General features: G+C 38.1%; 1 protein-coding gene. It reads right to left on the bottom strand.

The window, feature by feature from the left end; all coding sequences use genetic code 11:
• Positions 1-231 (bottom strand): hypothetical protein (locus AC0CH8_RS19205; protein ID WP_465241246.1); only part of this gene is annotated, 231 nt, incomplete at both ends.

Genomic DNA, 231 nt, shown 5'->3' with positions numbered 1-231 from the left:
AACTCATACCACTTTTGTAAACTGTAGTCGTAGGTTGGCATAACGGTATTCCATACTGCAACATTACTGAAGCGTTTAGTGTAACTTCCACCATTTCTTTGTTCGCCTTTTCTAACCGCAATATTACCATTTGTTTCTAGTAAATCAGTGTTTGCGATTTTGCCGTCATACCAATAGTCCCATTCATTCTGTGAAAGTAATGGTTTAGAGCGCTGCGGATTACTTATGTAA

The organism is Sphingomonas sp. AC435 (genome assembly GCF_979253005.1).
This window is presented reverse-complemented; position numbering and strand designations above follow the sequence as displayed.